The organism is Neisseria sp. HMSC068C04, assembly GCF_001810105.1.
GTDB classification, from domain to species: domain Bacteria; phylum Pseudomonadota; class Gammaproteobacteria; order Burkholderiales; family Neisseriaceae; genus Neisseria; species Neisseria flavescens_B.
In genome coordinates this window covers 23056-46501 of the sequence record NZ_KV799980.1, presented here as the reverse complement: position 1 = coordinate 46501, position 23446 = coordinate 23056, and the positions used below count along the sequence as shown (strand labels likewise).

Annotated in this window: 26 protein-coding genes; 4 read left to right on the top strand and 22 right to left on the bottom strand. The window is 49.1% G+C overall.

Going from position 1 to position 23446, the window contains the following annotated elements:
- Positions 1-103: 103 nt before the first annotated feature.
- From HMPREF2700_RS08210 to HMPREF2700_RS08155, 12 genes are all read right to left on the bottom strand, one after another.
- Entirely contained in the window at positions 104-2086 is a 1983-nt protein-coding gene (locus HMPREF2700_RS08210) for a monovalent cation:proton antiporter family protein (RefSeq protein ID WP_070591474.1), read from the bottom strand.
- Positions 2087-2354: 268 nt separating this feature from the next.
- On the bottom strand, positions 2355-3101 hold the full coding sequence (gene fabG / locus HMPREF2700_RS08205; protein ID WP_070591472.1) for a 3-oxoacyl-ACP reductase FabG: 747 nt from the start codon (positions 3099-3101) through the stop codon (positions 2355-2357).
- Positions 3102-3146: 45 nt separating this feature from the next.
- Entirely contained in the window at positions 3147-4184 is a 1038-nt protein-coding gene (locus HMPREF2700_RS08200; protein ID WP_070591471.1) for a glycosyltransferase family 8 protein, read from the bottom strand.
- The gene (locus tag HMPREF2700_RS08195) at positions 4177-5247 is read right to left on the bottom strand and encodes a WaaS/CpsH family glycosyltransferase (RefSeq protein WP_070591621.1); all 1071 of its coding nucleotides are present in this window, start codon (positions 5245-5247) and stop codon (positions 4177-4179) included. Before HMPREF2700_RS08195 ends, HMPREF2700_RS08200 begins: the two co-directional genes overlap by 8 nt.
- Before the next feature lie 55 nt (positions 5248-5302).
- Positions 5303-6304 carry a WaaS/CpsH family glycosyltransferase gene (locus tag HMPREF2700_RS08190; RefSeq protein WP_070591468.1) on the bottom strand — a complete coding sequence of 334 codons (1002 nt, stop codon included), beginning with the start codon at positions 6302-6304 and terminating at the stop codon, positions 5303-5305.
- A 72-nt stretch (positions 6305-6376) separates the two neighbouring features.
- Positions 6377-7303 (bottom strand): ACP S-malonyltransferase, encoded by a 927-nt coding sequence (gene fabD, locus HMPREF2700_RS08185; protein WP_070591466.1) that lies wholly within the window; start codon positions 7301-7303, stop codon positions 6377-6379.
- A gap of 9 nt (positions 7304-7312) precedes the next feature.
- Positions 7313-7660 (bottom strand): DUF1294 domain-containing protein, encoded by a 348-nt coding sequence (locus HMPREF2700_RS08180; protein ID WP_070591465.1) that lies wholly within the window; start codon positions 7658-7660, stop codon positions 7313-7315.
- 51 nt (positions 7661-7711) lie between these two features.
- Positions 7712-8674, bottom strand: coding sequence for a beta-ketoacyl-ACP synthase III (locus HMPREF2700_RS08175; RefSeq protein ID WP_070591463.1), 963 nt, complete (start codon positions 8672-8674; stop codon positions 7712-7714).
- Between the two features lie 152 nt (positions 8675-8826).
- Positions 8827-9897, bottom strand: a complete 1071-nt coding sequence (plsX, locus tag HMPREF2700_RS08170) for a phosphate acyltransferase PlsX (protein WP_070591461.1) — start codon at positions 9895-9897, stop codon at positions 8827-8829.
- A 122-nt stretch (positions 9898-10019) separates the two neighbouring features.
- On the bottom strand, positions 10020-10544 hold the full coding sequence (locus tag HMPREF2700_RS08165) for a phosphoribosyltransferase (protein WP_003684500.1): 525 nt from the start codon (positions 10542-10544) through the stop codon (positions 10020-10022).
- A 92-nt stretch (positions 10545-10636) separates the two neighbouring features.
- Positions 10637-10816, bottom strand: coding sequence for a 50S ribosomal protein L32 (rpmF, locus tag HMPREF2700_RS08160; RefSeq protein ID WP_003751054.1), 180 nt, complete (start codon positions 10814-10816; stop codon positions 10637-10639).
- Positions 10817-10849: 33 nt separating this feature from the next.
- Entirely contained in the window at positions 10850-11353 is a 504-nt protein-coding gene (locus HMPREF2700_RS08155; protein WP_004520416.1) for a YceD family protein, read from the bottom strand.
- Between the two features lie 55 nt (positions 11354-11408).
- On the opposite strand from HMPREF2700_RS08155, the gene HMPREF2700_RS08150 reads away from it, so the two are divergent.
- Both HMPREF2700_RS08150 and HMPREF2700_RS08145 read left to right on the top strand, forming a co-directional pair.
- A complete protein-coding gene (locus HMPREF2700_RS08150; protein WP_070591620.1) occupies positions 11409-11999 on the top strand; it encodes a Maf family protein in 591 nt (196 codons plus the stop codon).
- Between the two features lie 54 nt (positions 12000-12053).
- Positions 12054-12764 carry an SAM-dependent methyltransferase gene (locus HMPREF2700_RS08145; protein ID WP_070591459.1) on the top strand — a complete coding sequence of 237 codons (711 nt, stop codon included), beginning with the start codon at positions 12054-12056 and terminating at the stop codon, positions 12762-12764.
- A gap of 91 nt (positions 12765-12855) precedes the next feature.
- Here the strand turns inward: HMPREF2700_RS08145 and yidC are convergent, their stop codons facing one another.
- The 4 genes from yidC to rpmH form a co-directional block, all read right to left on the bottom strand.
- Positions 12856-14502 (bottom strand): membrane protein insertase YidC, encoded by a 1647-nt coding sequence (gene yidC, locus HMPREF2700_RS08140; RefSeq protein WP_070591458.1) that lies wholly within the window; start codon positions 14500-14502, stop codon positions 12856-12858.
- Positions 14503-14620: 118 nt separating this feature from the next.
- Positions 14621-14842 carry a membrane protein insertion efficiency factor YidD gene (gene yidD, locus HMPREF2700_RS08135; RefSeq protein ID WP_003682178.1) on the bottom strand — a complete coding sequence of 74 codons (222 nt, stop codon included), beginning with the start codon at positions 14840-14842 and terminating at the stop codon, positions 14621-14623.
- Entirely contained in the window at positions 14839-15180 is a 342-nt protein-coding gene (rnpA, locus tag HMPREF2700_RS08130; RefSeq protein ID WP_070591456.1) for a ribonuclease P protein component, read from the bottom strand. The genes yidD and rnpA overlap by 4 nt, the downstream gene beginning before the upstream one ends.
- A 2-nt stretch (positions 15181-15182) precedes the next feature.
- Positions 15183-15317: a 50S ribosomal protein L34 gene (gene rpmH, locus HMPREF2700_RS08125; protein ID WP_002214728.1), complete on the bottom strand. Its 135-nt coding sequence runs from the start codon at positions 15315-15317 to the stop codon at positions 15183-15185.
- Between the two features lie 320 nt (positions 15318-15637).
- Between rpmH and dnaA the strand changes: the two genes are divergently transcribed.
- Both dnaA and dnaN read left to right on the top strand, forming a co-directional pair.
- The gene (gene dnaA, locus HMPREF2700_RS08120; RefSeq protein ID WP_070591455.1) at positions 15638-17206 is read left to right on the top strand and encodes a chromosomal replication initiator protein DnaA; all 1569 of its coding nucleotides are present in this window, start codon (positions 15638-15640) and stop codon (positions 17204-17206) included.
- A 106-nt stretch (positions 17207-17312) separates the two neighbouring features.
- Entirely contained in the window at positions 17313-18416 is a 1104-nt protein-coding gene (gene dnaN / locus HMPREF2700_RS08115; protein WP_070591453.1) for a DNA polymerase III subunit beta, read from the top strand.
- 146 nt (positions 18417-18562) lie between these two features.
- Here the strand turns inward: dnaN and HMPREF2700_RS08110 are convergent, their stop codons facing one another.
- The 6 genes from HMPREF2700_RS08110 to orn all read right to left on the bottom strand — a co-directional run bounded on the left by HMPREF2700_RS08110 (position 18563) and on the right by orn (position 23371).
- Positions 18563-18925, bottom strand: a complete 363-nt coding sequence (locus tag HMPREF2700_RS08110) for an ACP-like domain-containing protein (protein WP_049328541.1) — start codon at positions 18923-18925, stop codon at positions 18563-18565.
- Positions 18926-19222: 297 nt separating this feature from the next.
- Positions 19223-20809, bottom strand: a complete 1587-nt coding sequence (locus tag HMPREF2700_RS08105; RefSeq protein ID WP_070591452.1) for an L-lactate permease — start codon at positions 20807-20809, stop codon at positions 19223-19225.
- A gap of 331 nt (positions 20810-21140) precedes the next feature.
- Complete coding sequence (locus tag HMPREF2700_RS08100; RefSeq protein WP_070591450.1) at positions 21141-21776, bottom strand: 7-carboxy-7-deazaguanine synthase QueE; 636 nt, start codon at positions 21774-21776, stop codon at positions 21141-21143.
- A 106-nt stretch (positions 21777-21882) separates the two neighbouring features.
- Positions 21883-22254: a DUF1304 domain-containing protein gene (locus HMPREF2700_RS08095; RefSeq protein WP_070591449.1), complete on the bottom strand. Its 372-nt coding sequence runs from the start codon at positions 22252-22254 to the stop codon at positions 21883-21885.
- A gap of 73 nt (positions 22255-22327) precedes the next feature.
- Positions 22328-22750, bottom strand: a complete 423-nt coding sequence (queD, locus tag HMPREF2700_RS08090; protein WP_003748900.1) for a 6-carboxytetrahydropterin synthase QueD — start codon at positions 22748-22750, stop codon at positions 22328-22330.
- Between the two features lie 63 nt (positions 22751-22813).
- Positions 22814-23371: an oligoribonuclease gene (orn, locus tag HMPREF2700_RS08085; protein WP_039862353.1), complete on the bottom strand. Its 558-nt coding sequence runs from the start codon at positions 23369-23371 to the stop codon at positions 22814-22816.
- Positions 23372-23446: the final 75 nt, after the last annotated feature.

Below are 23446 nucleotides of genomic sequence, written 5' to 3'. Positions count from 1 at the left end.
AAGGCAGACGCTCTACCAACTGAGCTAATCACCCATGCGCAAAATTGCGAAGACGCTATTAAACCAAAAAATCCTGATGCGCGCAAGATTTATTTGCCGATAATTAGATATCTCCCTGCAAGCACCAGTTTTCAAAGGAAATAATTTCTTCCTGCTTGCCTGCGACAACCAAAATGTCACCGGCTTCCAGAACAAAATCAGGGTCAAGGTCTTGGATTTTTCCGGTATTGCGGCGGATAAACAATAGTTTCAGATAATGCGCTGCCAATGGCAATTCACGGATGGTTTTACCGATGGCGTGCGCTTCGCCTTGCAATGGGAAGGCATGGCGGCAGACGGCCTTGCTGTCCTCGTCGGAGAAGCTGTCATCATCACTGCCGACAAACAAGTCTTGCAAAGATGCATAGCGGCTGTGACGGATGTGGGTTATGGTTTGATAAACATGGTTGTAGGAGAGACCGTGGCCCAACATGGCATAGCTTGCCAGCACCAAGCTGGTTTCTTTGGTATCGGAGACGGTTTCTTCCGCACCCATTTCGGTAAAGGTTTTGACGTAATCGTCATTGGTGGCGCGAACATAAACCGGCATGCTCGGATGCATGGACATGATGTTGCCGAGAACATGTTGGGTCTCGTGCATATTGTTCAGCGTGATGACCACCATTTTGGCGCGTCCCAAGCCGGCGGCTTCCAAGACTTCACGGCGTTTGGCATCGCCAAAGGAAACCGGTTCGCCTGCGTTGCGTGCCACTTGTACGCGGGCAATATCCAAGTCAAGGGCAAAGTAGGGGATGCCTTCTTGCGCCAATACACGGGCAACCGATTGACCGCCGCGTCCGAAACCGATAATCAGGACGTGTTCTGATTTGCTCATGGTTTCCACCAGCATGGAGTGCAAGTCCAAGGCTTTCATGTCCCAGTCGGATTTAACGAAGCGGCTGACGATGGCATCGCTGCTGCCCAAAATGAATGGTGCAGCAATCATGGAGAGCAAGACGGCTGCAGTGGCTGCTTGTTCCAATTCGGGCGAAACCATATTGATTTTGCTGGAAATGGCCAGCATCACAAAGCCGAACTCGCCGCCTTGCGCCAAATAAAGCGCACTTTTGAGGCTGTCGCCCACAGGGTTTTTCATGCGCAAAGCGATGATGAAGACGACCAGTGCTTTCAAGACCAACAGGATTGCCAATAAAATCAGGATTTGCTGCCAGTTGCCGATCAGCGCCTGAATATCCAGCTTCATACCGACGGTAATGAAGAAGAAGCCCAGCAGGATATCGCGGAATGGACGGATGTCGTCTTCCACCTGAATGCGGTATTCGGTTTCGGAAAGCAACATACCGGCGACGAATGCGCCCAATGCCATAGACAGGCCTTCAAGCTCTGTCAGATAGGCCACACCCAAAGTAACCAGCAAAACGTTGATCATGAAGAGTTCGGACGATTTGCGTTTGGCAACCAGTCTGAACCAGCGCGACATCACACGGCTGCCGACAACAAACAAAATGCCCAAGGTCAGCAACATTTTCAAACCGGCCAAGCCTAGCTCTACCCACAAGTTGCCTTCGCTGCCGCCAGCCAGTGCCGGAATCAGAATCATCAGCGGTACAACGGCAATATCTTGCATCAGCAAAACGCCCATGGCCATTTGACCATGCGGCTGACCCAGCTCGGTTTTCTCCGACAGAATGCGGCTGACGATGGCGGTGGACGACATGGTCAGTGCGCCCGCAGTGGCAAACGCCCAGTTAAATGGTGTGCCCATTGCCATCAAAATGCCCATAATCGAGAGCATGGTAATGATGACTTGCAAACCGCCCAAGCCGAATACGAGGCGGCGCATGGCTTTGAGTTTGGGCAGGGAGAATTCGAGACCGATGCTGAACATCAAGAATACAATGCCGATTTCGCCCAAATAGTCGGTAGCGTGGCTTTGCGGAATCAGTTTGAACATACCCGGACCGGCAATAAAACCGACCAAAAGATAACCGAGCATGGAAGGAATGTTGAACTTGCGACAGTAGATAACCGTAATGACGGAAACCAACAGGACAATGACAATGGGACCGAGGGAGAATTCGTGCATAGAGTGGGCGGCCTTTCGTTAAAAGTAGCTATTGTTATATAGGCCGTCTGAAACACGTCGAAAACCGACAGCAAACCCAAATAAAAACGCACAGAATGAACTTCATTTCTGCGATTTGATTTCCCGTATCATGCTTATTTGGACTTACTGTTTCGAGCGTTATCTAACGGATTATTAAGATTATATCAAGATAGAATGTAAAGTAGTGTTTTGATTGAAAAAAAGGGCCGTCTGAAATATTCAGACGGCCTTTAAATAAACAAACGGTTTAAGGCATCAACATGCCGCCGTTGACATGAAGTGTCTGACCGGTAATGTATTTTGCCTGATCAGAAGCCAAGAACAAGACTGCATCGGCAATATCTTGTGCTTCACCGAATTTGCCCAAAGAAGTTTGCGCTTCAAAGGTTTTGCGGGTTTCTTTCGGCAGGGCGCGGGTCATATCGGTGTCGATAAAGCCGGGGGCAACGCAGTTGACGGTAATGCCGCGGCTACCGACTTCACGCGCCATAGATTTGGAGAAGCCGATTAAGCCTGCTTTTGCCGCCGCATAGTTGGTTTGGCCGGCATTGCCCATCACGCCGACAACAGAAGTGATGTTGATGATGCGGCCGGCACGCTGTTTCATCATGCCGCGCAATACGGCTTTGGAGGCGCGGAACACAGATTTGAGGTTGACCTGCATGATGTCGTCCCATTCTTCCTCTTTCATGCGCATCAGGAGGTTGTCGCGGGTAATGCCGGCGTTATTGACCAGAATATCCAGTTTGCCGAATTCTTTCTCGATGTCGGCAATCAGGTTTTCGATGGTTTCAGGTTCGGCAGAATTCAATGCACGGCCTTCGCCGCCCCATTGTGCCAAGCGTTCGCCGATTGCAGCCGCACCGCTTTCACTGGTGGCTGTGCCGATAACTTTTGCACCAGCCGCAGCCAAAGTATCGGCAATCGCCGCACCAATACCGCGTGATGCGCCGGTTACCAAAGCGATTTTGCCGCTCAAATCTTGTGTACTCATGTTTTATTCCTTAATTGCGATTGGGAAAAATGGTTTCAGACGGCCTTATTTACCTAGGGAGGGTGCTTGATACCGTCGTTTGTTGATTCTTCGTAATAAATATTCTTTGTAGTATGCCCATGCTTGCTTTTTTTGTCCTTGTTTCCAAAGTCGTTTGGCTGCTTGTCTAAATTTCCTTTTAGGATTTGGAAAGGGCAACCAAGTTGATAGAGGTTGTTCTAGATATCCGTTATTCCATGGGGAATTCTTAAAATATTGATCATATGCAGGGTGGAAGCCTAATTGATGCCACGGTTTGATATGACCAACAAAATGGACTAAGCGGATATTGTTGGGATTGTCGATTAATTCACTGTATTTTTGATGCCAATGTATCCAGTTAAAGTTTTCTGAAAGCCAGTGCACATGACCTATACAGGCTAAATTCAAAATATCTTGGTCCGGACAGGAGAGTTTAAAATTCTGTTTTTCTACGGCTTGCATTTTTTCAGACAAAATTTTATCTATTGCCATATCATTCCATTTGTCAATATTGAATAGAATGACCCCAGAGTTGAAATAAGGCTCAGTATCTGTAAAACCAAATTGATTGAGTTGTTTTATATATGCTCTGTATAAGATTACATCAGGTACGGCAGCAATCAAAGAATTTGAAATGTCGATTTCAAATAAATCATCAATGTTGCCCAAGCACAGTACATCAGTATCTAAATAAAGCGCAGTATGAGCAATACCTTTTAATAAGCAAGGAATACTCATACGGTAATACATAGCGATAGTAAAATAATGGGTAGTCTGCAGGGTAGAAAAGTATTCTGTATTTAAATGGTAAACGCTTATTGCGTAGTTTTGATTTGATGTTTCAATTTGATCGAAAATATTAAAATCATAACCTTCTGAACCACTAACTAACAAATGAAAATGTATTGGACTGGTATTGTTTTGCAGCACAGAAAGTAGCGCAGTGCCGATGTGTTTGATATAGTTTTGATCGGCTGCATAAACAATATGTTTCGGCTGTTCAATAAATTCTCGTTTGCGGATATGAACAGTTTCTAATACTAATTTTTCTCTATCAAACATTTAAATTCTCCACAACTTCTCTATTGATTTCAGGTAATCTGATAGGGATATTCGGTTCAATATCAAATGCGCAGCTGATCCAGTTGCTGAAGCTGTATTTGTGCTTCAGGCCGGGGGCAAGCGGTACATACGGCAAGGTCAGGAAGGCTTTGAGTTCGTCAAGGTTGCTTCCATTCCAGTAGAACATATTGTTCGGGTGATAAAAATCGTAATGTACGATGGTCGGATTGGTCGTAATCAGTTTTTTGTCCAAACCAATCGCTTCGAAAATCCGCAAAGAGAGGCCGTAGTGCTTGCGGTTGAGGAAATCTACCAATACGGAGGATTTGGCTGCTTCTTCTAAGTTTTGACGATAGGAGAGGGCGTTTTCAAATGAGAAGAACTCGACCTCGGGAATGCCCAAAGCCGCTTTTTCTTCTTCAATTTTCTTACTGGCCAAGCGGAAATCTATTTCTAAACCGATTGAACGTGCAGCTTCGCAAAATGCACGGATGTCATTGTTGCGGTCGGCAGCGTACGAGCCGATAAACAAGATTTTGTTTTGCGGGTTTTCAGACGGCCTGAAGCTGTCAAAGTAGAAGCTGGTGGTTGGAAAGAGTTTTTCGGCGTATTCGGGGTGTTTGCCTTGGTCAAACGGATCGAAAAAGTAAAATTTGTCGAAAAATTCGATGTTGTCGAAGTCTTCTTTTAAGAAGGTCAGGGCTTCCCAGTTGTAGTACACCATCAATTTTGAATGCGCTCTGAGCTTGGCGATGAAGTCTTTCGGGTAGGCGCCCAGCCAAATCATGAAGCAATAATCCGCTTGTTCGGGATGTTCGCTTAACAGGGTATTGAGGCGTTCTTCTACGGCGCGGAACATGGTCCGTTTTTTGAAGTCTTTTTGTCCAAGAATATTTCGATACCAAATTTTTTTCAGCCGTTGAAATACATTTTTGTATTTGAACTCTTTTTCTTCATAGGTCAGGGACAGCACTTCAAATCCGCATTTCTCCAAGTTCTCAATAATGAGTTCGTGGATCTTGAAGAGCTCCGGCATGGCGAGAATGACTTTTTTCTTACTCATAATGTATTCAATATAATATTTTGTCAGGCAGGTATATTTGCCATAGGCAATAAGGTTAATCAATGCCGAGCAGGCGGTTTAGCCATTGTGTAAACGAATAATAGGCTTTGATTTCAGGGGCAGGTTGCTGATACGGACCTGCCAAAAATTCAGGCAATGCGTCTAAATTACCACCGTCCCATACGAACACGCGGTCCGGGTGGTATAGGTCGGTTTCCAAGATATGTTTGTTGGTGGTAATCAGTTTTTTATCGAAACGCAACGCATCGAAGATACGGAATGATAAGCCGTAATGTTCGAATTGTGCAAAATCGACGACCGCACCGCAACTTTGCACTTGGCTGAGGTTTTCTTCAAAGCTGAGAATGCTGCTGCGGTCGAGATAGCGGATGCCGTTGTGTCCAAAAGCTTTTTCAGCCCTGTCGTCTTTGCAGTAGATATGAAAATCCAAGGGCAGGTTGAGGCGTTCGGTTTCTTGGATAAAGCGTTTGGTTTGCTCTTCGCGTCGGAGTTCGTAGCCGCCTAAAAAGTAGAGTTTGTTGGTGGGTGCATATTCTGCCACAGGAAAGTCAAAGTAAAAATTGGTGGTGGCTTTGAAATGGCATTGTGGATATTTTTGAATATCATCGGGGTCGAAAACCCAGCATTGGTCAAAATAATCCAAATATTCAATAATGTCTGGGAAACGACCTACGCCATCCCATTGATAATTCACGCAAACATTGCTGTGTTCGCGGATGGTGGCGATAATTTCTTTGGGGTAAATATTGGCGCGGATACAGAGCGCATAATCGGCTTTTTTGCCGTTTAGCAAGGCCAATTTTTGCTGAATGTCGTCGAGGTGACGGCTGTATTTGAGGTATTTTTTATAGTTGCCGTTTTTGGTGATGTGTTTGTGGTAGAGGTTTTTGAGTCTGCTGCCTAAGTTCGGATAATAGGAATCTCGGTCGTCATAGCAAAGATTAATGACATCAAAACCAAGAAAACGCAGATTTTTTTCGATACATTGATCCAGTCCGTATATGTAGGGAACGGCAAGAATAATGGTTTTTTTCATAATGTATTCGGATTGGAGTGGACTGATTTTTCAGACGGCCTTGCCTGACAGGATAGGCCGTCTGAAAACGTTTTAGTGGGCTTCGATAAATGCAGCTACTTGGTCGGCATTGGTCAATGCGCTGCACGCGGCTTCTTTGTTGATGCGTTTGGCGAGGCCAGCGAGGACTTTGCCGGGGCCGCATTCGGCGGATTCGGTGATGCCTTCGGAAACAAGCGCGTTGACGGTTTCTGTCCAGCGCACTGGGCTGTACAGTTGGCGTACCAAGGCATCTTTGATTTTGTCGGTATCATCGTAAGAGGCAACGTCGGCGTTATGAATGACACGGATTTGCGGTTGTTTGATGGTGATGTCTTTCAATGCTTCGGCAAGTTTTTCCGCTGCAGGCTTCATGAGACTGCAATGTGAAGGAACGGAAACGGGCAGTGGCAGGGCGCGTTTGGCTCCGGCTTCTTTGGCGGTAGCCATGGCGCGTTCGACTGCGGCGGTATTGCCGGCAATCACGACTTGGCCTGGGGAGTTGAAGTTGACGGCTTCAACGACTTCGCCTTGTGCAGCTTCGGTACAAATGGCTTTTACTTGTTCATCTTCCAAACCCAAAATAGCGGCCATTGCGCCTACGCCTTGCGGTACGGCAGATTGCATGAGTTCGGCACGCAGGCGGACCAGTTTGACCGCGTCTGCGAAATCCAATGCGCCGGCAGCGACGAGGGCGGTGTATTCGCCGAGGCTGTGGCCTGCAACGACGGAAGGGATTTTACCGCCGGCTTCCAAGTAGGCGCGGTAGGTGGCAATGCCGGCAGCCAGCATGATGGGCTGGGTGTTGACGGTTTGTCCGATTAATTCGGCATCTTCGCCGTTAATCATTGCCCACAGGTCTTGACCCAATACGGCGGAAGCTTCGTCAAATGTGGCTTTAACGATGGCTTGTTCGGCAAAGCCGTTCATCATGCCTAGGCTTTGTGAGCCTTGTCCGGGGAAGAAGAATGCGAAAGACATGGTAATTCCTTATTGGTTTGAATGTTTGAGGGTGTCTGCCAGCAGAAGGAGGGTGGCAACAGTATTGGTTGCGGCGGTCAGCCGGAAGGTGCGGACAAATCCGGGTTTGCTGGTTTTGTGCCTGAATGCGAGGCTGCCGCAATAACCGCCCGGCCAGCCGCCAAGCAGGTTGAGCAGGTGAAATTTTGCTTCGGGTATGCGTCTGCCGTGGTTACGTGCGCGCTGTTTGTCTAGGTAGTAAAGCAGGAAAACGTATGTACTCAGTGCGAGATAGGCGATTGCCAGTTTGGGCAATATTGCAGCTGTTATGCTGAAAAACAGGCTGCTGATGCAGAGTGCAAACGTTAGGGATTTCATGGGTTTGAGCAGAATAGGCCGTCTGAAAGGGGTGTTCAGACGGCCTAACCATTAGTATTTCACCAAAACCGCACCCCAGGCAAAACCGCCGCCGATGCCTTCGAGCAAGAGGTTTTGTCCGCGTTTGATTTGGCCGTTTTTAATGCCGACATCCAGTGCCAACGGAATGGAGGCTGCGGAAGTGTTGCCGTGGTCTTGGACGGTCAAGATCACTTTGTCCATGCTCAAACCCAAGTGTTTGGCGGTAGAGTCGATAATGCGCTTGTTGGCTTGGTGCGGCACAATCCAATCGATTTGGTCGGCGGTGTAACCGGCTTCTTCGATAACGTCATCTGCAATTTTTGCCAGCATTTTGACGGCAAATTTGAATACGCCGGGGCCGTCCATGCTGATGTAGGGCGAGCCGCAAACCTGGCCGTTGGCGATTTGTCCGGGGACGTTTAAAAGGTTGAGATAGTTGCCGTCGGCTTTGAGTTTGCTGTGGATGATGCCCGGTTCGTCAGATGCGCTTAAGACAACCGCGCCTGCGCCGTCACCAAAGAGGACGCAGGTGGTGCGGTCGTTCCAATCGACGATGCGGCTGAAGGTTTCCGCGCCGATAACCAAAGCGTTTTTCGCCATGCCGCTTTTGATGTATGCATTGGCAGTGGTCATGGCATACATAAAACCGGCGCACACGGCTTGGACGTCAAAGGCAGGGCAGCCGTTGGTTATGCCTAATTTTTGCTGAACGATGGTTGCCGTAGAAGGGAATTGCATATCGGGAGTGGCTGTGGCGACGATAATCAGGTCGATATCGTCAGCCTGTAAATTGGCATCTACCAAGGCACGGCGTGCTGACTCGGCGGCCAAATCGCTGGTTTTTTCGCTATCGTCTGCAATATGGCGAAATTTGATACCTGTACGCGTGGTAATCCACTCGTCGGAAGTGTCCACTTTTTTGGCAAGGTCGTCATTGCTGACGCGGTTGGCAGGAAGGTAGCTGCCTGTACCGGAAATTTTGGCATATTGCATGAGAACGGCCTTTTTAGAGAGTTGATTCAGATAGTCGGGTATTGTAAGCGAAAATGGGAAAATTCCCAATATTAAGAATGAAGCCGGTAATCAAAGATAAAAACAGGCCGTCTGAACATTTTGAAGTTTCAGACGGCCTGTGTATATCAGCCTTAAGCTTCCGTTGCTGGAGTAGCGGTTTCTTCCAGTTCGGCTGCTGCTTTGGCGGCTTCCAAAGCGACCAACTGGGTGGCTACGCCTTGTTCGATTTGGGCGAGACCGGCAGATTTGGCTTCGTGATAAGCTTCTTCCAAAGCATAACGGAAGCCGACTTCGTCGGTTCCGCCGTGGCTCTTAATCACGATACCGCGTAAGCCAAGCAGGATGGCGCCGTTAAATTTACGCGGATCCAGTTTGCCTTTCAAACCTTTGAGCGCGGGCAGGGCGGCAATGGCGGCAAGTTTGTTGAACAGGGTGCTTTGGAATTCTCGGCGGATGGCGCCGCTCATGAATTTAACCGCGCCTTCGATGGTTTTGAGCATAACGTTGCCGACAAATCCGTCTGCGACAACGACATCGGCTTCGCCATACAAAACGCTGTTGCTTTCGATATTGCCGATAAAGTTGAGTTTGCTGCTGCTCAACAGTTTAAAGGTTTGTTTGACGGCATCCGTACCTTTAATGTCTTCTGTACCAACGTTCAAAAGGGCGACACGCGGGCTGCCTTTTTCAGGGTGTAACGCGTGTACCAGCTCGCTGCCGATGATGGCAAATTGAACCAGTTGTTCGGGTGTGCAATCGACATTTGCACCCAAATCCAAAGCCAGGGTAACGTGTTCGCTGTCGGAAGGCAGGAATTTGGCGATGGCAGGACGCTCAATGCCGGGAATGGTTTTGAGGACGAATCGGGCGGTCGCCATCAGTGCGCCGGTATTGCCTGCCGATACGGCGGCTTGCGCGTTGCCTTCTTTGACTTGGTTGATGGCGATGCGCATGGAGGATTCTTTTTTGTTTTTCAGCGCGGATTGCGGCGCTTCATCCATTTCGACGACTTGCGCTGCATGGCAGACGGTAATGCGGTCCATAGGCGCGCCTGCCGAGCTTAATGCTTGGCGGACTGCTGCTTCATCTCCGACCATAATCAGGTGTACGTCGGATTGCTGTTTCAGGAAATCCACTGCACCGGGGACGGTCATCGCAAGGCCTGCATCTCCGCCCATGGCATCTACGGCCAGTGTAATCATGTTGTTCTCCGGTTTGTGTGTTTCAGACGGCCTCAAACAATCGGACAAGCACACTCATCTGATTTTCAGGAAATTGAATTGAAAATCAGATGAAAAGGCTTGTTGCGACGGTCGTGCCAGATTTATTGGTTTTGCGCGGCCAATTTGTTGTGTTCGTCAATGTCCAGCGCGTCCCAAGGATAGTTGATCCACCAGTCTTCAACGGTGATGCCGCTGAAATAAGGGATACCTTCAGGAATTTTGCCGACTTTGGCTTTGATTTTTTCATGCAATACTGCCACGCCGACAGTGCCGAAATCTTCTTTCAACAATTCGTTCAGGCAGAATTCCATGGTAACGCGGCTGTCGTCCACTTCGTCAACGACCAGTACGTTTTTGCCTTTCAGGGCATCTGGAACGGGATCAAGCCATTGGACTTTTTTCACTTCCTCGGTAACTTGGCCTTCGTTATCACTGTCGTAGTAGGCTGTGGTGACGGCGTAAATCGGAATTTCCAAGAAGCAGCGCAACATGCGGGCAGGGATAAAACCGCCGCCGCCAATGGCAATCATGGCATCGTATTTGGTGCCGGAGTTTTGGATTTTTTCCGCCAATCCTTTGATTACGCGGTGGATATCGTCGTAGGTGTACCAGATTTTACGTTTCATGGTGTGCTTCCGAAGAGGAAAATACAGGGTGCAATGCAAAAAAGCCAGTCATTGCATGGCAATATTCTGGCTTTTTCAGTCAGACGAACGGATTATTCGCCTTTAGCTTTTACCACTTTACGGCCACGGTACATACCGTTTGGAGAAATGTGGTGTGGACGATGTACTTCGCCGGTTGTGCTGTCAACAGACAGAGAAGGCGCAGTCAGAGCGTCGTGTGAACGGTGCATACCGCGTTTAGAAGGGGATTTTTTGTTTTGTTGAACGGCCATTTCAAGCTCCTAGATAAATAAACTGTGTCCTAATTAACTGCTTTTCAAACCTGCTAAAACAGCGAAGGGGTTTGGTTTGTCCCGATTGACTTCGTCCAGTGTTCCATTGTTGCCGCAGTCTTCGTGTCGAGGGGAGAAAGGGAGCGACATCAGGATTTGGTCTTCAACCAGAGTCCGCACGTCAAGCTCTTTTTCGAGCAGCATGCCTTCCAATTCTTCATCGGCAAGCATGGCTTCGTCCAAACTCTCTTCATCGGCAAACAGGACGATACGGCTGGTTTCATCGAGCAGAAACGGCATGGGCGTAATGCAACGCTGGCAAATCAGGGGCATGTCGGCTTTGACGTTTAAATCGAGAAACAGACGTTGCAGCCGGTCGCGACCGCCTTGCAGCGTAAACGACACGCGTGTCTGTTTGTCGGCCGGATAATCGTGCGAACTGACTCGTTCATCCAATTCTTCGAGCAGGAAGCTGCCTTGCAGATTCTGCCCTTCGGCGGCGAAAACTTCTGGGTCAATCAAATTAGGGTATGACATAAACGGAGTATGATATAATTTCGGCAGTCTAACGTCAATGTTTTTAAGTAAAAATATGGAAGTAAAACTGCCTTTGGTTTTAGGGTCGAGTTCGGTTTTCCGCTGCGGACAGCTTCGCCGTTTGGGTATCGATTTTCAGACGGCATCGCCTGATTTTGACGAAACGCCTATTGCGGGCGAGCATGCGAGCGAAACGGCGCTGCGTTTGGCGGAAGGCAAAGCCCGTTCATTGGCGGCAACTTTCCCTGCCGCGCTGATTATCGGTGCAGACCAAGTCGCATGGTGCGAAGGACGGCAGTTGGGCAAGCCGATGAACGTCGCAAATGCACAACAGATGCTGGCGGACTTGAGCGGGAAACGGATTGGATTTTACAGTGCAATCGTGCTTTTGAATACTGCTACGGGCAAGGTTCAGCATCATGTCGATCATACGGTGGTTGCCATGCGCCAGTTGACGCAGGAACAAATCAGCCGATATTTGGAACGCGAGCCGGATGCGGTTTATTGTGCCGGTGCGGCGAAGAGCGAGGGTTTGGGCGCCGCTTTGTTGGAGCGGATTGAAAGTACGGACCCGAATGCTTTGATCGGTCTTCCGATTTTCCGTCTGATTGATTTTTTGAAAAACGAAGGTGTGGAAGTTTTATAGTTTGAGGCCGTCTGAATGTGTTCAGACGGCCTGAGATTTTTTGGAGTTGCAAGAATGAAACCGATTTTGTATTTGATTCCCACCCCTTTGGGTGCGCCTGATACGCCATGCCTGTTGCCGCATGAACAACAGGCGATTGTCGGGCTGACGGATTTTGTTGTGGAAGCGGAAAAAACAGCGCGCGCGCATTTGAAGCATTTGGGCGTGACTACGCCTATCCGCGAGCTGAATCTGCAAACGTTGAATGAACACACGGATTTGAAGACTTTGCCGGAACTGCTGAAACCTTTGCAAGAGGGGCGCAGTCTGGGTATTGTCAGCGAGGCGGGCTGTCCGGCTGTTGCCGATCCGGGTGCGAATTTGGTGGCATTGGCGCATAAACACGGGTTTGAAGTACGGCCTTTGGTTGGGCCGTCCAGCTTGTTGCTGGCGCTGATGGCTTCGGGTGCGAATGGGCAAAACTTTGCATTTAAGGGTTATCTGCCGTCTGAAAAAAATGAGCGGATTCAGAGTTTGAAGGCTTTGGAGCAACGTTCGCGCCAGCAGAATGAAACGCAGCTGTTTATCGAAACGCCGTATCGCAACGATGCGTTGTTGGCTGATGCGGTGGAAAACCTGCATCCTGAAACGTGCTTATGTGTGGCTACGGACTTGACCTTGCCGACACAGGAAATCATCAGCCAGACGATTGCGCAGTGGCGAAAAAGAAAAGAAATGCCGAATTTGAAAAAACGCCCGACGATTTTTGTGTTGCATGCCGCTTAAAACTGGATTTGATTCAATCTAAAACTGTATTTGAGGAAATAAAAAAAGGCCGTCTGAACAACAGACGGCCTTTGTGTTGCCTAAACCTTTATCAAGAAACGACTTCACCTTGTGCGCGTTGTTTTTCGATGCTGCGGTTGATGTGCCATTGTTGGGCGATGGTCAAGAGGTTGTTGACTACCCAGTACAGAACCAAACCGGCAGGGAAGAAGAAGAACATGATGGAGAAAACCAAAGGCATGATTTTCATCATTTTCGCCTGCATTGGGTCGGTTGACGGCGGATTCAGATAAGTTTGTGCAAACATGGTTACCGCCATAATCAAAGGCAGGATGTAGAAAGGATCCGGACGGCTCAAGTCGGTAATCCAACCCAACCATGGCGCTTGGCGCAATTCTACGGAGGCGAACAATGCCCAATATAGACCGATGAAGACGGGGATTTGCAACAGCATAGGCAGACAGCCGCCCAGCGGATTAATTTTCTCGTCTTTATAAAGCTGCATCATGGCTTGTTGTTGCGCCATGCGGTCATCGCCGTATTTCTCTTTGATGGCTTGTAATTTAGGTGCGGCAGCACGCATTTTTGCCATAGAGCGGTAAGAGGCGTTGGTCAATGGATACAGTACGGCCTTGACGATGATGGTCAAAACGATGATTGCCCAACCCCAGTTGCCGATGATGTTGTGCAGTTGGTTCAAGAGCCAGAAGAGCGGGGAGGCGAACCAGTGTACTTTGCCATAGTCTTTGGCCAGTTGCAGTTTGTCGGCGATATTGGCAATAACGGAAGTGGTTTGCGGACCGGCATACAGGTTGATGGCGGTTTCAGCTTTTGCGCCGGATTGGATGGCGGCTAAAGGCACGCTGACGCTTGCGCTGTACAGGTTGTCGCCACGACGTTTGATGTCGATGTTGCATTCGCCTGCAGAGCATACGCTTTGGCCGTCTTTAGGCTGCAAAATCCAAGTGGACATGAAGTGGTGTTCAATCATGCCAAGCCAGCCGGTCGGGGTTTTGCGGATGTATTCGGCTTCGGATTTGCCGGATTTGGCATCGTCGTCCAAATCAGAGAAGCTGACTTTTTGGAAGCCGCCTTCAGGGGTGTAAACCACCGGGCCGACGTAAGAGCGGGTGAAGTAGCCTTGGCCTTCAGGTTCGCTGTGGTCGCGGACGATGCGGTAGTCTGCGCTCAGGTTGACGGGTTGGCCGTTGCTGTTGGTAATGTCAAAGCGGACGTTAACCAAGTAGCTGCCTTTGGTAAAAGTATAAACTTTGTCGATTTTCAGGCCGTTGGTTTCAGGTGCGCTCAGGCGGACTTCAACTTTGTCGCCTTCCAAACTGTATTGTTTTTGTGGAGCGGTAAAGCTGATGCCTTTCAGAACGTTGTTGCCTTGTGCGTCTAAAAGCTCAGATTGGGCAACGTAGGTGTATTCCTTGCCGTCGTTAAACAGGACGAAAGGTTTGTGTTCGTCGCCGGTTGCTTTGTATTGCAAGAGGGTCAGCTGACGCAGGTCGCCGCTTTTCTCATCGATGACGGCTTTAACCGTGTCTGTGGTAACGGTAATGGGAGAAGCCGGGGCAAGCGCGGCTTCGGCAGCGGCTTTTGCCGGAGTGGCGGCCGTTTGCTGTTGCGCGGCTTGTTGCGCCGGATTAGGTTTGGGGCTGGGAAAAAAATGTTCCCAGCCGGCAAAGATTGCCACTGAAATGGCAAAAAACGCCATTAGTCTTTTAAAATCCATAAGAGATTCCTGGAATTGACGGATAGGTAATCGAGATGAAAACTGCTTCAGACGGCATTATATAGAAACCGACGGGAAATTAAAGGAAATCGTGTTCTTTAAATGGTTGACAGCAGCATTATGGAACAGGGTCATGTCCGTGTCCGCCGAAAGGATGGCATCGTGCGATGCGTTTGATTGCCAGCCATCCGCCTTTGAATGCGCCGTATTTTTTGACGGCTTCGACTGCGTATTGTGAACAGGTCGGGGTATAGCGGCAGCGCGGCGGAATGAGGGGGCTGATGCAGTATTGGTAAAAGCGGATGAGTGCAAGGAGGAGCTTGGAAAGCAGGGTGTTCATCGGCGTTTTTTCATCAGCTGGGCAAGTTGGTTTCGGGCTTCCGGAGCAGTTTCCCGATTAAACGCCTGACGCACGCGCACAACAAAATCATGCGGCGGCAGCTGGTGTTGATTCAGCCTGAACCAGTCGCGGATGACGCGCTTCATGTAATTGCGCTCATGGGCGCGTTTGGCGGTCTTTTTGCTGATGACCAAGCCAAGGCGCGGATGGCCGAGTGCGTTGTCTGCGGACTGGGAGACTTGCAGCAAATCGCGGCTGCGTCGGTTTTTCAACGCAAAAACGGATGAAAAATCATCCGTTTTTAATAAGCGATACTGCTTCGAGAAGCCGTAATTCAAAATTATACAGCCAGGCGTTTGCGGCCTTTGGCGCGACGGGCAGCCAATACTGCGCGACCACCGCGGGTTTTGGAGCGAACCAAGAAGCCGTGGGTGCGTTTGCGTTTGGTAACGGAAGGTTGATAAGTGCGTTTCATGATGTTTCCTAAAAATTGGTAGATAATTAAACCGTGAATTACACTCCAATTTGCTGCTTTTGTCAATCAATATAAAAACTTTTCGTTGGCCAAAGTGTGACAACGGGTTTTATGCATTGATAGAATTTGTGGATAAAATTTTGCGGCGGTTGTGGATAAAAAAGAGCGGAATGGGTATAATCGCCCAACCTTGCTTTTCTCTGTGCGCAAGGCCGTCTGAAAGCAGCGGGAGTATCGTAAAAATTTAATTTTTTATCGGATTGCCTGTCTGCTCTGCCTTCTTGTATTTCCCAAATCTTCCATTTTCCGAGCTTAATCTCATGACGTTAGCTGAATTTTGGCCGCTGTGCCTTTGCCGCCTTCACGAAATGTTGCCTGCCGGGCAGTTTGCGCAATGGATTGCGCCTTTGACCGTGGGCGAAGAAAACGGCGTATGGGTGGTGTATGGTAAAAACCAATTTGCCTGCAATATGCTCAAAAGCCAGTTTGCTGCCAAAATTGATGCCGTGCGTGCCGAGTTGGTGCCTCAGCAGGCTGCTTTCGCGTTTAAGCCGGGCGTAGGTACGCATTATGAAATGGCGGCTCAGGCTGTTGCGCCGATGCAAGTGCAAGAAGTCATTGAAGTTGAAGAATTTGTAGAGCCTGTTCAAATGCCTTTGCAAACTGCTGCTGCAACGGAAGAAGATAGGCCGTCTGAAACGGTTTCCAAACCTGCCGCTGCTATGACGGCTGCCGAGATTTTGGCGCAACGCATGAAAAACCTGCCGCATGAGCCTCAAGTGCAAACTACTGCTCCGGCTGAATCTAAAGCAGTTGCCAAAGCCAAAACCGACGCGCAACACGATGCGGAAGAAGCGCGCTACGAACAGACCAATCTGTCGCGCGACTATACATTTGAAACTTTGGTAGAAGGTAAGGGCAACCGCCTTGCTGCCGCAGCCGCCCAAGCGATTGCTGAAAATCCTGGACAGGGCTACAACCCGTTTTTCTTATACGGCAGTACCGGTTTGGGTAAAACCCACTTGGTGCAAGCCATCGGCAACGAATTGCTGAAAAACCGTCCTGATGCCAAAGTGCGTTATATGCACTCGGACGACTATATCCGCAGCTTTATGAAGGCTGTGCGCAACAACACTTACGATGTGTTCAAGCAACAATACAAACAATATGACCTGCTGATTATCGACGATATCCAGTTCATCAAAGGCAAAGACCGTACGATGGAAGAATTCTTTTATCTGTACAACCATTTTCACAATGAGAAAAAACAACTTATCCTGACGTGCGACGTATTGCCTGCCAAAATCGAAGGTATGGACGACCGTCTCAAATCTCGTTTCTCATGGGGTTTGACGTTGGAACTCGAACCGCCCGAATTGGAAATGCGCGTGGCGATTTTGCAGAAAAAGGCAGAAGCAGCCGGTATCAGTATCGAAGATGAAGCCGCTCTGTTTATCGCCAATCTGATCCGCTCCAATGTGCGTGAGCTGGAAGGCGCGTTCAACCGTGTCAGCGCCAGCAGCCGGTTTATGAACCGTCCTGTCATCGACATGGATTTGGCGCGTACGGCTTTGCAGGATATTATTGCCGAGAAACACAAAGTCATTACCGCCGACATCATCATCGATGCGACAGCCAAATACTACCGTATTAAAATCAGCGATATATTGGGCAAAAAACGCACGCGTAACATTGCCCGTCCGCGCCAAGTTGCAATGAGCCTGACCAAAGAGTTGACCACGCTCAGCCTGCCTTCTATCGGTGATGCCTTTGGCGGCCGCGACCACACGACTGTGATGCACGGTGTCAAAGCGGTGGCAAAACTGCGCGAAGAAGATCCCGAATTGGCGCAAGACTACGAAAAACTGCTGATTTTGATTCAGAACTGACCCAATGCAATATTTAGACGGCCTGATGTCAATGTGAGACCGTCTGAATACAAAAAATATTTTAAAATACCCAAATCAACCGATTTCAAATTCAAAGGAATGGAACATGCTGATTTTACAAGCCGATCGCGACAGTCTGCTCAAGCCGTTGCAAGCCGTTACCGGTATTGTCGAACGTCGCCATACTCTGCCGATTTTGTCCAATGTGTTGCTGGAAAGCAAAGACGGACAAACCAAACTTTTGGCAACCGACTTGGAAATCCAAATCAATACCGCCGGCCCTGAAAGTCAGGCAGGCGATTTCCGCATTACGACCAACGCTAAAAAATTCCAAGACATTTTGCGCGCCCTGCCTGACAGTGCGCTGGTGTCACTGGATTGGGCGGACAACCGTTTGACTCTGCGTGCGGGCAAATCTCGTTTTGCCCTGCAAACCCTGCCTGCTGAAGACTTTCCGTTAATGAATGTCGGCAACGACGTCAGCGCAACTTTCTCGCTGACTCAAGAGACCTTCAAAACCATGCTTTCGCAAGTGCAATACAGCATGGCGGTTCAAGATATCCGCTATTACCTCAACGGCTTGCTGATGCAGGTTGAAGGAAACCAGCTGCGCCTTGTTGCAACCGACGGCCACCGCCTTGCTTATGCGGCCAGCCAAATTGAAGCAGAGCTGCCGAAAACGGAAGTGATCCTGCCGCGCAAAACGGTATTGGAACTCTTCAAGCTGTTGAACAATCCGTCCGAGTCCATCACCGTTGAGCTTTTGGACAATCAAGTACGCTTCCAATGCAATGGCACGACCATTGTCAGCAAAGTCATCGACGGCAAATTCCCTGACTTTAACCGCGTGATTCCTTTGGATAACGACAAGATTTTCCTCGTATCCCGTACCCAGCTTTTGGGTGCGCTCGAACGTGCCGCCATTCTTGCCAATGAAAAATTCCGCGGCGCGCGACTGTTCCTGCAGCCTGGTTTGCTGAGTGTCGTATGTAGCAACAACGAGCAGGAAGAAGCGCGCGAAGAGCTGGAAATCGCTTACCAAGGCGGAGAACTCGAAGTCGGTTTCAATATCGGCTACCTGATGGATGTGTTGCGTAACATCCACTCCGACGATATGCAGCTTGCTTTTGGCGATGCTAACCGTTCAACGCTGTTTACCGTACCGAATAATCCGAACTTCAAATACATCGTAATGCCGATGCGTATTTAATTAGTGTGTGAACAAACAAAAAGAGCGTGTACGGTTACGGTACACGCTCTTTTTTATAGGATCGAATCAAAAGGCCGTCTGAAAATTGTTTTTCAGACGGCCTTTCTATCAAACCGGGATGATTCGGTTAAATAGGAAAACTGGGATTAACGTGGACGTGGTTCGCAGTTTTTTACCAGGAATGAGCCGTTGGGGGCGTTCACGCCAACTACTTCAGAAGTAGTGTGGGTGTTTTTGTCGATGAAACCGGCAGACATTGTATAGCCGCGGCGGTTGGTGAAAGTAGTGCCAGTGCTGTCAGAACGTTTTTTGTCGACAACCAAAGAGGCTTTTTTGCCACCGGCGTTTACGTCGGCAGTAACTGCACGGCCGCTACGGTCAAAGCCGTACATCACGTTCAGTGATTTGCCACCGTCACAACTGTAAGAAACGAAGCCGGCAGGTGCAGCGGCAGCGGAGAAGGAAACAGTAGCCAATGCGGCTGCAGTGATAACAGAAAGTAATTTCATGATCTAAGCTCCATATGAGGGTTGTGTGTTATCTTGCAAAGTGAGAAAGAGTTTTCGTTTGCAGATGAAGCGTATTTTAGGCGTTTTGTCGGTAGTGGCAATTAGGTAAATTGCAAAACAGTGTTTACTTATGGTTACCCGATTGTTTATTAATAGAAAGTTGTTTGTGATTTGGTGTTGCAAAGTGGTTATGCGGGTTGTTGCGGAATATATACATTAATGATTCTTTAAGAAATATAGCGAAAGAATACAAAAAAGGCCGTCTGAATATTCAGACGGCCTTTGATATGAAGCGGTTTACAAGAAGAAAATTGCAGCTACAGTCACGGCGATGATGCCGTAGATGGTCATCGGGATGACAGTTTTCTTGATGATGGCACCTTCGGCGTTGTTCACGTTCAACACGCTGCACACGGCGATGATGTTGTTGATGCAGACCATGTTGCCCATTGCGCCGCCGACAGATTGCAGGGCGAGGATGAGGGTAACGGACAGACCGGTATCAAGCGCGATTTGTTGTTGAATCGGACCAAAGGTCAGGTTGGATACAGTGTTTGAGCCGGAGAAGAATGCACCGATTGCGCCCAGGTATGGGGAGAAGTACACCCAGTGTTCACCGGCCATATTGGCAAATTCTTTACCGATGATTTTCACCATGGAGTCGTCGCCGCCAACCATCATCAGTTGGACCATAATCAACGCACCCATCAGGGCAAGCAGAGGTTTTTTGGTTTGGTTGAAGGTTGCAGCGTAGAAAGACCACGCATCTTTGAATTTGGTTTTGTACAGCAGGATGCAAATCCAAACGGTGAAGACAAACGGAATCCATGCCGGAACGTAGAGGGTTTGGTAGGAAGCGTTTACACCTTGGCCGAAGATGTTGCCGAAGGTAATGGTCAGAGAGTCGCTGACGGTGATTTTGGACAAATCAAACGGCAGTTGGAAGCTGAACCATTCTTCTTTGCTGGTCAGCAGGCCTTTGATGCCGAGCTGTTTGATACGGGTAACCACCAGCATACCGATCAGCATACCCAGAGGGGCAAGTGCTTTGGCAACTTGGGCGAAAGGTACTTTTTCGGCATTCGGGTCTTTCGGATGGTCTTTGCTCAAGCCCCAGCCGTGGTTGGCCGCGAATACGGACACCATCAGACCGATTGCGCCGGCAACGAGTGATGGGAATTCTTCATTGACCATTGCCAATGCAACATAAGGAAGGGTACAGGAGAATACGGCGATACCGATGAAGCCCAAATTTTTGCGGATTTCAGCCCAAGGAACGATGAAGCTCAAGCCGATAACAGGGATCACGAAACCTGCGAAGAAGTGCATCACACCGGTTTGTCTGCCGATAGCCAAGATGTTTTCAGCACTCAAGTTCAACGGTGCGAAACCGAACCAAGTCGGGGTACCAACTGCACCGAAGGAAACAGGTACGGAGTTCATCACCAAAGCGAAGATAGCTACTTTTAACGGGTTAAAGCCCAAGCTCATCAGGATTGGCGCGGCAATGGCGGCAGGCGTACCGAAACCGGATGCGCCTTCAATCATAAAGGCGAAAGACCAGCCGATGATCATCAACTGGGCAATCGGATTCGGGCTGATGGTAGCCAGCCATTTGCGGATGACGTCGATACAGCCGGTGGTTTCCATCATGCGGTTGAACATAATGGCACCGAAAATCACGGTAATCGGGGTCAGGGTAGAGACGAGGCCTGACGCTGCCGTTGCGTTGAGCAACATGGCGTTGTCGCCGAAATAAAACAGTTTGATGACGTAAATCAGCGCGGCGGTAATCGGTAGCGCAATGTAAGACGGCATACTGTTTTTCTTAACCATCAGCCAAATCAGCAGGATGATGGGGAAAATGCTGAGAAAGAGAGCCATAGGAATATCCTCGGGGCAACAAGCACCATAACCGTCAATGCAATGGCGGTTTGATACGATGTGTTGAGCAATAAATGTTTTTCGAATAGATATTTGCATCCTCAGATGCGTTCAGTTATCAGGTAAATTGGTTATACCAATTTATGAAAACTGTTGCACACTTTACGTAATCTTATGTAATCGGTCAAGAGGTTTGTAACAAAAAAGGCCGTCTGAAATTGGGTTTTCAGACGGCCTGAGCGCTTTGCCAGTAGTGCATTTGGTCGAATATCGAATGGTATTTACATTCAATATTTTGTAAAGGTTTAATTTTTGATTGATTTCAAACGAATTATTCTATTCCTGCCCACTTATGCGTCTGTACGCTCAGTTGCCAATGGACGGGGGCATCGGCTCGGCTGTTTAACACGCCAATTTGGCGGATGGTGTCGTAGATATTCATCGCGCCGTCTTGTTCGCAGGGGGAAAGGTAGTAATGTCGGGCGCGGATTTTGCGTTCCATTTCCTGACAAAACGCAATGACTTCGCCGTCGGCGACAATGCGCACTTCGTCTGCTTTTTCGATGCAGCTTTTTTCATATTTGGCGGCGTAACAGGCTTTGGGGCTGGTGGCAACGTAGTCGATTTGCGGCGGAGCGGGGTTGAGGCCGTTGGTTTCGATACACAGAAAATAGCCTTCGGCTTTGAGTGCATTAAGCAGAGCGTCTAAATGCGGTTGGATGGTGGGTTCGCCGCCGGTAATAATGATGTTGCGCGCCGTGCAGGTTTTCAGACGGCCCAAAATATCGGACAGGCTCATCATGCCGAATTTGAGGTAGTCGGTATCGCACCAGCTGCACGCGAGATTGCATTTGCCCAGGCGGATGAAAACGGCGGGCATGCCTGTATTCCAGCCTTCGCCTTGCAGGCTTTCAAAAATTTCGACAATGCGGTATTGGGGATTGTTCGGCGTGATGTGAATGGTCATGAATATTAGGTGTGTGGGATTGAATTGTTGTCGTGAAGCGTTTGAAGAAGTGATGTGAGGCAGCCATTCTTTCTGTTAGGTTGAGGGGAAAGAATGGCTGGTGTGTTTAAGCGGTAATGACGGCTGCGGCGGCCAAAAATGCCGGCAAGCCTTGTTTGAGCAAAATGCCTTTGTTTCCGGATGAAAACGCGCCCCATGCGGCGGCGATGAGGACGAAGCCGAGGAACAGAATCGTCGCGCCGTAAACGGCGTTGTCGGGTGCGGCAAAGCGTGCCCATACCAAGCCGATGGCGAGGAAGCCGTTGTACAGGCCTTGGTTGGAAAACAGGGTTTGCACGTGCTTTTGTTCCATAAATTCGTAAGGCATGTTGAACAGCTCTGACGCTTTTTCGCTTGGGATTTGCGTCATTTCGAGCCAGGCGATGTAGAAATGTTCGATAGCGACGAAGAGGACGAGGAGGGTGGAGAGGAGTTTCATGAAGATTCCTTTTGATGTTTAGTGTATGAGGTATTTATGGGAACTGGCCGTCTGAAAAATACAGGATGGCGGTTTATTCCCCTTCATATTCCGCACACGAAGTCGGCGTTTCCCATAGTTTCACGCTGCATACTTTGACACCGGCGTTTTTCAGACGGCCGTACATTTCTACGCTCATGTTTTCGGCGGTGGTGCGGCAGGGCAGGCGCAGGGTTTTCATGTTCCAGCCTTCCAAAAGCGCGGCGATTTGGCTTTCGCGTTCGTTGTTGCCGTGATAGATGAAGGCATGGTCGAACGGGTCGGTAATGTGTTGTTTGACGATGGCTTTCAGGTCGGTAAAGTCCATCACCATGCCGTCTTTTGCGCCGCCTTGGATAACGGGTGCGGAGACGGTGATTTCGAGTTTGTAGGTGTGGCCGTGCAGGTTTTGGCACTTGCCGTCATGCCCGTCGAGCATGTGCGAGGAATCGAAGGTAAAGATTTTGGTAATTTTCATGAGATGAAGGACGCCGATGAGGCCGTCTGAACGGTGTAAAACCTGTTTCAGACGGCCTTGAGATTATTGTTCGGAAGGGAGTTTGAGGAAATGCTCGCGATAATGGCGCATTTCTTCGATGCTTTCGAGGATGTCGTCCAATGCCTTGTGCGAACCGCGTTTGACCACACTTTTGGCAACGGCCGGATTCCAGCGTTTGGCCAATTCTTTCAGCGTGGATACGTCTAAGTTGCGGTAGTGGAAATAGGCTTCCAAACGCGGCATGTATTTGACCATGAAGCGGCGGTCTTGATGGATGGAGTTGCCGCACATGGGCGTGGATTTCTCAGGTATCCATGCGGACATGAAGTCCAACAGGTTTTGCTCGACTTCGGCTTCGGTCAGTTTGGATTCACGTACGCGTTGGGTCAGGCCGGTACGGCCGTGGGTGGCGGTGTTCCACTCGTCCATGCCGTCGAGCAACTCGTCGCTTTGATGGATGACGTAAACGTCCGATTGCGCCAGTACGTTCAAATCGGAGTCGGTAATGATCATGGCGACTTCGATAATGCGGTCGTGTTCCGGATTGAGGCCGGTCATTTCCATATCGAGCCAGCAGAGATTGTTTGCGTTTTGGGTCATTTCAGACGGCCTTGTGTTTTCAGTTGGCAGTATTATAAAGGATAAAGGTTCGGGCCGTCTGAAAGCATTTGTAAC

Bases quoted from the DNA above. Each gene is read 5' to 3' on its own strand.
- HMPREF2700_RS08210 (WP_070591474.1), bottom strand. From the start codon at position 2,086: ATGCACGAATTCTCCCTCGGTCCCATTGTCATTGTCCTGTTGGTTTCC.
- fabG (WP_070591472.1), bottom strand. From the start codon at position 3,101: ATGAGTACACAAGATTTGAGCGGCAAAATCGCTTTGGTAACCGGCGCA.
- HMPREF2700_RS08200 (WP_070591471.1), bottom strand. From the start codon at position 4,184: ATGTTTGATAGAGAAAAATTAGTATTAGAAACTGTTCATATCCGCAAA.
- HMPREF2700_RS08195 (WP_070591621.1), bottom strand. From the start codon at position 5,247: ATGAGTAAGAAAAAAGTCATTCTCGCCATGCCGGAGCTCTTCAAGATC.
- HMPREF2700_RS08190 (WP_070591468.1), bottom strand. From the start codon at position 6,304: ATGAAAAAAACCATTATTCTTGCCGTTCCCTACATATACGGACTGGAT.
- fabD (WP_070591466.1), bottom strand. From the start codon at position 7,303: ATGTCTTTCGCATTCTTCTTCCCCGGACAAGGCTCACAAAGCCTAGGC.
- HMPREF2700_RS08180 (WP_070591465.1), bottom strand. From the start codon at position 7,660: ATGAAATCCCTAACGTTTGCACTCTGCATCAGCAGCCTGTTTTTCAGC.
- HMPREF2700_RS08175 (WP_070591463.1), bottom strand. From the start codon at position 8,674: ATGCAATATGCCAAAATTTCCGGTACAGGCAGCTACCTTCCTGCCAAC.
- plsX (WP_070591461.1), bottom strand. From the start codon at position 9,897: ATGATTACACTGGCCGTAGATGCCATGGGCGGAGATGCAGGCCTTGCG.
- HMPREF2700_RS08165 (WP_003684500.1), bottom strand. From the start codon at position 10,544: ATGAAACGTAAAATCTGGTACACCTACGACGATATCCACCGCGTAATC.
- rpmF (WP_003751054.1), bottom strand. From the start codon at position 10,816: ATGGCCGTTCAACAAAACAAAAAATCCCCTTCTAAACGCGGTATGCAC.
- HMPREF2700_RS08155 (WP_004520416.1), bottom strand. From the start codon at position 11,353: ATGTCATACCCTAATTTGATTGACCCAGAAGTTTTCGCCGCCGAAGGG.
- HMPREF2700_RS08150 (WP_070591620.1), top strand. From the start codon at position 11,409: ATGGAAGTAAAACTGCCTTTGGTTTTAGGGTCGAGTTCGGTTTTCCGC.
- HMPREF2700_RS08145 (WP_070591459.1), top strand. From the start codon at position 12,054: ATGAAACCGATTTTGTATTTGATTCCCACCCCTTTGGGTGCGCCTGAT.
- yidC (WP_070591458.1), bottom strand. From the start codon at position 14,502: ATGGATTTTAAAAGACTAATGGCGTTTTTTGCCATTTCAGTGGCAATC.
- yidD (WP_003682178.1), bottom strand. From the start codon at position 14,842: ATGAACACCCTGCTTTCCAAGCTCCTCCTTGCACTCATCCGCTTTTAC.
- rpmH (WP_002214728.1), bottom strand. From the start codon at position 15,317: ATGAAACGCACTTATCAACCTTCCGTTACCAAACGCAAACGCACCCAC.
- dnaA (WP_070591455.1), top strand. From the start codon at position 15,638: ATGACGTTAGCTGAATTTTGGCCGCTGTGCCTTTGCCGCCTTCACGAA.
- dnaN (WP_070591453.1), top strand. From the start codon at position 17,313: ATGCTGATTTTACAAGCCGATCGCGACAGTCTGCTCAAGCCGTTGCAA.
- HMPREF2700_RS08110 (WP_049328541.1), bottom strand. From the start codon at position 18,925: ATGAAATTACTTTCTGTTATCACTGCAGCCGCATTGGCTACTGTTTCC.
- HMPREF2700_RS08105 (WP_070591452.1), bottom strand. From the start codon at position 20,809: ATGGCTCTCTTTCTCAGCATTTTCCCCATCATCCTGCTGATTTGGCTG.
- HMPREF2700_RS08100 (WP_070591450.1), bottom strand. From the start codon at position 21,776: ATGACCATTCACATCACGCCGAACAATCCCCAATACCGCATTGTCGAA.
- HMPREF2700_RS08095 (WP_070591449.1), bottom strand. From the start codon at position 22,254: ATGAAACTCCTCTCCACCCTCCTCGTCCTCTTCGTCGCTATCGAACAT.
- queD (WP_003748900.1), bottom strand. From the start codon at position 22,750: ATGAAAATTACCAAAATCTTTACCTTCGATTCCTCGCACATGCTCGAC.
- orn (WP_039862353.1), bottom strand. From the start codon at position 23,371: ATGACCCAAAACGCAAACAATCTCTGCTGGCTCGATATGGAAATGACC.